Source organism: Brevundimonas sp. Root1423 (genome assembly GCF_001426805.1).
In genome coordinates, this window is the sequence record NZ_LMFL01000064.1 from 1 (window position 1) to 6,727 (window position 6,727).

Consider the following 6,727-nt stretch of genomic DNA (forward strand, 5'->3'; position numbering starts at 1 on the left):
CGCGACCTGGGCGTCCTGGACGAGGCCGAGGGCGTCGCCCTGCGCGCCACCTTCGTGGTCGACCCGCACAACGTCGTGCAGCACGTCTACGTCACCAACCTGAACGTGGGCCGCGCCCCGGCCGACACCCTGCGGGTCGTCGACGCCCTGCAGACCGATGAGCTGTGCGCCTGCAACCGCCCGGTGGGCGGCGAGACGCTCGCTGCGTAGGTTCCAGGGGCTAGGGGCCAGGGAAACCGAGCCTCTAGCCCCTGCTGCCTTGCCTCTACCGAGAACCTGGCCCCTAGAATCTAGCCCCCAGAGTCCCATGTCCCTCGACGCCCTCCGCGACCTCATCCCGGCCTACGCCAAGGACATATCCCTGAACCTCGGCTCCCTGGCCTCCGAGACGGTGCTCAACGACCAGCAGAAATGGGGCTGTTTCCTCGCCTCGGCCCATGCGGTCGGCGTCGCTCCGGTGGTCCGGGCGATCGAGGCCCAGGCGGCGACCATCCTGTCGCCGGAGGCGATGAACGCGGCCAAGGCGGCCGCCGCCATCATGGGCATGAACAACGTCTACTACCGTTCGCTGCACCTGATGAAGAACCACGAATACACAACCATCCCCGCCCGGCTGCGAATGAACGTCCTCGCCAATCCGGGCGTCGACAAGATGGATTTCGAACTGTGGTCGACGGCGGTCTCGGCTATCAATGGCTGCGGCTCCTGTCTCGACGCCCATGAGGGCGCGCTGCGCAAGCACGGCGTGCCGGCGACCCAGGTGCAGGCGGCGCTGCGCATCGGCGCGGTGGTCCACGCCGCCAGCCGGATCGCGGCCTCGGAAGCGGCTCTGGCCGCCTAGGAGCCGGACGCCGCCGGCGCTTCGCCATATTCCAGATAGTGAAGCCAGCGCTGGTAGCCGGCGGCCATCACCGCGTCGACGCCGTCGGCCATCGCCCCGATGCCCGGCCCTTCCACGACCATGGTCCAGGTCGGGGTCCAGCCGCGGTCGGCGCCCGGCCAGGTGACCGTGAGTTCGGCTTTCGTCGTCTTGCCGCGCAGGGGGCCGAAGGGGGCGTTGAAGACGAACCGGTCAGGCTCGGCCGAGACGGTGCGTCCATGATCGAAGTCGGTCCCGTCGGCCAGCTTTTCGCACCAGCATCCGCCGGGCGTGAGGTCGAGGCTGAGGTTGGCGGCCGAGCCGCTGTAGGTGTGGGCGGAGTCCCACCATTTCGGCAGGTCCTGAAGCGCGGGCGCGATATCACCGGGCGCGATCTCCGCGCCGACGGCGTAGCGCAGGGTGAAACTGTCGGCGGTGCGCGCCACGACCTCGGCGGCGGCCGGCGCGGCGGACAGGGCCGCGATGGCGGCGGCCATGATCAGGGGTTTGAGCATCGGAAATCCTCCCGCCGCCAACGGGCGACGATCGGCGGCTTTCGTCAAGTCAGGCGGGGGTGAAGGTCAGGGGCGCGCCCCAGAACTGGCCGACCAGGTCCGACTGCGGACCGGCCTTGCCGCTGGTGAGGAAGTCCCGCCGGCCCGAGCCGCCCAGGTCGTATTCCGGATGGCGGTCGAAATAGCGCGCCAGGGCGTCGGCCACGGCGGTCGGCTGGTGGATCAACGGCGTGCCGGGCGGAAGCGCCGCGGCGAACAGGTCGGCGACGATCTCATAGTGGGTGCAGCCCAGGATGGCCTGGTCGGGATGGCGGCCGATGCGGCGGCGCAGGGCGTCCACGTGGTCCTCGACCACCACCTTCAGCTCTTCGGCCGGGGCGCCCAGTTCGATCAGGCCGGCCAGGCCGGGGCAGGGCTCGGAGAAGACGGCCAGATCCTCTCTCCGCTTGTCGATCTCGATCTCATAGACCCGGCTCATGGCCGTGGCGGCGGTGCAGAAGACCCCGGTGATGTCGATGGCCTCGATCTTCTCCCCGCGCCGTTCGGCCTCATAGGTCCAGGGCAGGCCCGTGGCCGCCTCGATGGTCGGGACGATGATGCCGAGCACATTGATTGCGCGACCGTGACGCGCGCGCGCCTCGGGCACCCAGCTCTGCTGCAGCCGGCGCAGGGCGATGGCGCTGGCGGTGTTGCAGGCGAGGACGATGATATTGGCCCCCGCCTCGAACAACCGTTCGCAGCCCGCGCGGGTCAGCTCGACGATCTCCTCGCCGCCGCGCCCGCCATAGGGGGCGTTGGCCTGGTCGGCCAGATAGACGAAATCCCGGTCGGGGAACCGCCGCGTCAGTTCGCGGTGGACCGTCAGGCCGCCCACGCCGGAGTCGAATACGCCAATCGCCATGGCGCGGGCTTTAGACTTGCCGCCCGCCCCCGTCCACCGAGTAAGATTACGGCCCGTTCATGTGACAGTCAGCGGCGCGAGCGCCTAGGGTCATGGCAACGAACGCCACGCACGGAGTTTCTCATGCACAGACGTCACCTTCTCATCGCCGGGGGCAGCATGCTCGCCCTCTCGGCCTGCGCCTCGAACGGAATGCCCATGGGCGGAGCAAACCCGACCGCGACCCTCGCCGCTGACGCCGCCGTCGCGCGCGCCGTCCTGCCGGTCCAGACCCCGCGCGCAGAACTGCTGCAGCCATGGACCGGACCGTTCGGTGGCGTGCCGCCGTGGGACCGGGTGACGGCGCCCAAGCTGCGCGCCGCCCTGCTGGAAGGCATCGACCTGCAGCGCGCCGAGATCGAGGCGATCGCCAATAATCCCGAGCCCGCGACCTTCGCCAACACCATGGTCGCCATGCAGATGGCCGGCGAGCCGCTGGACCGGGCCGGTTCGATCTATGGCGTTATGACCTCGAATATCGGGTCCGACGACTACAACGCGGTCGACACCGAGGTGTCGCCCCTGCTTTCGGCCGCCGGCGACGAGATCACCTTCAACGAAAAGCTGTTCGCCCGCATCAAGACCGTGGCCGACAACGCCCGCGCCATGGGCCTGACCGCCGAGCAGACGCGCATCGCCGAACGCAGCCGCGACGCCTTCGTGCGCAACGGCGCCGCCCTGAACGCCGCCGGCAAGGCGGAGCTGGGCCGGATCAACACCGCCCTGGCGAACGCCTTCACCGCCTTCAGCCAGAAGGTCGTGGCCGACGAGAACACCTGGACTGTCATCCCGACCGAGGCCGGGGTCGCCGGCCTGCCCGCCTCGAACAAGGCCGCCGCGGCCGCCGCGGCGCGCAGCCGGAATGTCCAGGGCTGGGCCATCGTCAACACCCGCTCCAGCGTCGATCCCTTCCTCAGCTTCGCCGATGACCGTGGCCTGCGCGAAGTGGTCTGGCGCAAATTCGTCAATCGCGGCGACAACGGCGGCGCCAACGACACCAATGCGATCATCGCCGAGATCGTGAAGCTGCGTCAGGATCGCGCCCGTCTGCTGGGCTTCGGCAATCACGCCGAATGGCGGATGCAGGACACGATGGCGAAGACGCCGCGCGCGGCCATGGATCTGATGAATCGCGTCTGGGCCCCGGCCAAGGCGCGGGTGGCCGAGGAGGTCGCCGACATGCGCGCCATCGCCGGCCACGACATCGAGCCGTGGGACTACCTCTACTATGCGGAGAAGGTCCGGAAGCAGAAGTACGACCTCGACCAGAACGAGCTGAAACCCTATTTCGAGCTCAACAACGTCCGCGCCGGCTCGTTCGAGATGGCGCGCCGCCTGTACGGCTTCACCTTCGACAAACTGCCCGCGGGCGCCGTGCCGGTCTTCCATCCGGACGTGACCGTCTATGAGGTCAAGGACGCCGGCCGGCCCATCGGCCTGTATTACGCCGACGACTATTCCCGCGCCGGCAAGCGCTCGGGGGCCTGGATGACGACCTACCGGTCGCATTCGACCTATGACGGGGACAAGAACACCCTCGGCTCGAACAACAACAACTTCACCAAGGCCGAGGGGGGCGAGCCGATCCTGATCTCGCTGGACGACGCCGAGACCCTGTTCCACGAATTCGGCCATACCCTGCACGCCTATGCGTCGAAGGTGACCTATCCGGCCCTCGGCGGCACGCCGCGCGACTACGTCGAATATCCGTCGCAGGTGCATGAGCACTGGGTGCTGAGCCGGCCGATCCTCGACGGCTTCATGAAACACTACCAGACCGGCGAACCCATGCCGCAGGCGCTGGTCGACAAGGTCCAGGCGGCCCAGACCTTCAACCAGGGCTACGCCACGGTCAGCTATCTGTCCTCGGCCCTCGTCGACATGGACCTGCACACGCAGACTACCCCGCCCACCGACATCGACGCCTTCGAGCGCGAGAGCCTGGCCCGCTACGGCATGCCGAAGGAGATCGTGATGCGGCACCGCCTGCCGCAGTTCAATCACCTGTTCACGTCGGACGCCTATTCCGCCGGGTATTATTCCTACCTCTGGTCCGAGGTCATGGACGCCGACACCTGGGCCTATTTCGAGGAGTCGGGCGACGTCTTCAACCCGGACATCGCGTCCCGCTACAAGGCCATCATCCTGGCCGAGGGCAACACCACCGACCGCGCCGAGGCCTATCGCCGCTTCCGCGGCCGCGACCCGGACGTGACGGCGCTGCTCAAGGTGCGGGGCTTCCCGGTCTCCTAGGGAGCCCTATCGCCCTTCGGGCTGCTTGAGGGCGGCGCGCGGGTGCAAGACGAGAGAGGCCGGCGAGCGATCGCCGGCCTCTTTTGTCTGCGGGTCACGCCGGCCAGGCGCGGGCGACCATGGCCAGGATGCGGTCGCCACGGCGGGCGCGGACGTAGTCATCCTGACGCGCGGCCGGCAGGCTTCGCACCGCTTCCTGCTGCACGCGGCGGACGCAGTTGTCGTTGACGAGGGCGCGCGGACCGATGGCGCACGCCTCGCGGGCCGCGGCCGCGGCGCGGGCGTCGAAGGCGCCGGCGCCGGCGGCGGTCGACAGATTGAGGTCGCCGAACGGCACGCGAACGGTCTGGGCGGCCGCGGGAGCGGCGTAAAGCAGGCCGGCGGCGGCGAGGGCGAGGGCGGTCTTGATCATCTGAAAATCCTCCTGTCGCGGGCAGTGCGACGACAAGGCAGATGAGGGGCTCATGTGACGACCGCCATACCGGAACTGCTACAATTACTAGATCACAGCCCGAGTACTGCTCAGCCAGCCAAAAGTTTGGCTTATGTCAACAGGACCGCCCCAAGGAGCGGCCCCGCTGGCTTTCAGACGACGATGGGCAGGCGGCTCAGTGCGTATTCGACCTGCGCCCGCCCCGGGAGCAGTCGCACCGCTTCCGCCTGCACCGCAGCGCGGCAGAAGGCCCGGTCGCTGATGCGGCTGCCGGGCTTCCTCGCGCCCCGGCACAGGGTTCGGGCGGCGGCCTCGACCCGGGCGTCGAAGGTGTTGGCGCCGGCGGCGCTGGACAGGTCCAGATCACCCCAGGCGATCCGCGCCTCCTGGGCCGAGGCGGAGCCGGCGGCGGCGAGGGCGAGGACGGCGGCGAGAGAAGCGAGGGCTTTCATGACGAACTCCTGTGGAGATCAACGTCGCTCTTGGCGGCGACGGGATGTCAGATGCGCGCGGACCGTTGCAGCCGCGTGAGCGTTCCGCGGCGAAATAGCGACGCTGGATGAATTCGCGGAAACCTGAACAGCGATCAGGCGCGGCGCGCCCGCCGCCTTGTCTTCGCCCCGCTTTTCCGCCATAAGCCGCCGCTTCCGACGCAAGTGAACCTCGCGTCTCCACCATCACGACCCCCGATCCGTCGGGACGAGGATGGCGAGAACCCTCCGCCGACGTGATCGTCGCCGGAGGCCATTTCGCTATGGAGACCGTTTCGCCCGTCGGTTTGGTGGCCCGCAGGGGCCGACGAGGTTGTGAATGTTCGAGGCTCTGAACGAGCGGCTGACAGGCGTCTTCGACCGGATCACCGGGCGCGGCGCCCTGTCCGAGAAGGACGTCTCCGAGGCGATGCGCGAAGTGCGCGTGGCGCTGCTCGAGGCCGACGTCGCCCTGCCCGTCGTCAAGGACTTCATCGCCTTCNGGCCGGCTCGGCATGGGGCAAGGTTCGCGCCCTGCTGAACGACTCGAGGCCGACGTCGCCCTGCCCGTCGTCAAGGACTTCATCGCCTTCGCCACCGARCGCGCCACGGGCGAGGACGTYATCCGCTCGGTCAAGCCCGCCGATCAGGTGGTCAAGATCGTTTACGACGGCCTGGTCGAGATGCTGGGCGGGGACGAGCCCACCCCGATCAACCTGAACGCCACGCCGCCCGCCGTCATCCTGATGGCCGGCCTGCAGGGTTCGGGCAAGACCACGACCTCGGCCAAGCTGGCGCTTCGTCTGACGAAGTTCGACCGCAAGAAGGTCATGATGGCCTCGCTGGACACGCGTCGTCCGGCGGCCATGGAGCAGCTGGCCACCCTGGGCAAGCAGATCGAGGTCGCGACCCTGCCCATCGTGGCCGGCGAGTCGCCGATCCAGATCACCAAGCGCGCGCTGCAGTCGGCGAAACTTCAGGGCTACGACGTCCTGATCCTCGACACCGCCGGCCGGATCACCCTGGACGAGGCCCTGATGGCCGAGGTGGCSGAAGTCGCCGCCGTCTCCAARCCCGTCGAGACCCTGCTGGTCGCCGACAGCCTGACCGGCCAGGACGCGGTCCGCACCGCGAAAGCCTTCCACGACCGCCTGCCGCTGACCGGCCTGGTCCTGACCCGCGCCGACGGCGACGGGCGCGGYGGGGCCATGCTGTCGATGCGGGCCGTCACCGGCCTGCCGATCAAATACATCGGCG

7 protein-coding genes and 2 pseudogenes are annotated in these 6,727 nt (G+C 68.8%); 5 read left to right on the forward strand and 4 right to left on the reverse strand.

All coding sequences use genetic code 11. The features are described 5' to 3' along the window. Positions 1 to 210 (forward strand): annotated as a pseudogene (locus ASD25_RS26615) (peroxiredoxin); the annotation flags it as partial. A 97-nt stretch (positions 211 to 307) separates the two neighbouring features. Continuing rightward, positions 308 to 841, forward strand: a complete 534-nt coding sequence (locus ASD25_RS26620; RefSeq protein ID WP_055826585.1) for a carboxymuconolactone decarboxylase family protein — start codon at positions 308 to 310, stop codon at positions 839 to 841. Here the strand turns inward: ASD25_RS26620 and ASD25_RS26625 are convergent. Beyond that, positions 838 to 1,374: a hypothetical protein gene (locus tag ASD25_RS26625; protein WP_055826582.1), complete on the reverse strand. Its 537-nt coding sequence runs from the start codon at positions 1,372 to 1,374 to the stop codon at positions 838 to 840. The two genes, ASD25_RS26620 and ASD25_RS26625, sit on opposite strands and share 4 nt — an antisense overlap. A 49-nt stretch (positions 1,375 to 1,423) precedes the next feature. Next, positions 1,424 to 2,275, reverse strand: coding sequence for a glutamate racemase (locus ASD25_RS26630; protein WP_055826579.1), 852 nt, complete (start codon positions 2,273 to 2,275; stop codon positions 1,424 to 1,426). 123 nt (positions 2,276 to 2,398) lie between these two features. Here ASD25_RS26630 and ASD25_RS26635 point away from each other — a divergent pair, with 123 nt between their 5' ends. Then, complete coding sequence (locus ASD25_RS26635) at positions 2,399 to 4,567, forward strand: M3 family metallopeptidase (protein ID WP_055826576.1); 2,169 nt, start codon at positions 2,399 to 2,401, stop codon at positions 4,565 to 4,567. 94 nt (positions 4,568 to 4,661) lie between these two features. On the opposite strand, the gene ASD25_RS26640 is transcribed toward ASD25_RS26635, so the two are convergent. Together ASD25_RS26640 and ASD25_RS26645 are read right to left on the reverse strand one after the other, a co-directional pair. Continuing rightward, positions 4,662 to 4,979: a UrcA family protein gene (locus ASD25_RS26640; protein WP_055826573.1), complete on the reverse strand. Its 318-nt coding sequence runs from the start codon at positions 4,977 to 4,979 to the stop codon at positions 4,662 to 4,664. Between the two features lie 173 nt (positions 4,980 to 5,152). Next, a complete protein-coding gene (locus ASD25_RS26645) occupies positions 5,153 to 5,452 on the reverse strand; it encodes a UrcA family protein (RefSeq protein ID WP_055826570.1) in 300 nt (99 codons plus the stop codon). Between the two features lie 358 nt (positions 5,453 to 5,810). Here ASD25_RS26645 and ASD25_RS32530 point away from each other — a divergent pair. Both ASD25_RS32530 and ASD25_RS26655 read left to right on the forward strand, forming a co-directional pair. Beyond that, on the forward strand, positions 5,811 to 5,972 hold a 162-nt coding region (locus ASD25_RS32530), incomplete at its 3' end, for a signal recognition particle receptor subunit alpha (RefSeq protein ID WP_235562895.1). 1 nt (position 5,973) lies between these two features. Further along, a pseudogene (locus tag ASD25_RS26655) lies at positions 5,974 to 6,727 on the forward strand (zeta toxin family protein); the annotation flags it as partial.

What these genes read in the sequence shown, in the direction of transcription:
- ASD25_RS26630 (WP_055826579.1), bottom strand. Translation starts at nt 2,275, where the DNA reads ATGGCGATTGGCGTATTCGACTCCGGCGTGGGCGGCCTGACGGTCCAC.
- ASD25_RS26635 (WP_055826576.1), top strand. Translation starts at nt 2,399, where the DNA reads ATGCACAGACGTCACCTTCTCATCGCCGGGGGCAGCATGCTCGCCCTC.
- ASD25_RS26620 (WP_055826585.1), top strand. Translation starts at nt 308, where the DNA reads ATGTCCCTCGACGCCCTCCGCGACCTCATCCCGGCCTACGCCAAGGAC.
- ASD25_RS26645 (WP_055826570.1), bottom strand. Translation starts at nt 5,452, where the DNA reads ATGAAAGCCCTCGCTTCTCTCGCCGCCGTCCTCGCCCTCGCCGCCGCC.
- ASD25_RS26625 (WP_055826582.1), bottom strand. Translation starts at nt 1,374, where the DNA reads ATGCTCAAACCCCTGATCATGGCCGCCGCCATCGCGGCCCTGTCCGCC.
- ASD25_RS26640 (WP_055826573.1), bottom strand. Translation starts at nt 4,979, where the DNA reads ATGATCAAGACCGCCCTCGCCCTCGCCGCCGCCGGCCTGCTTTACGCC.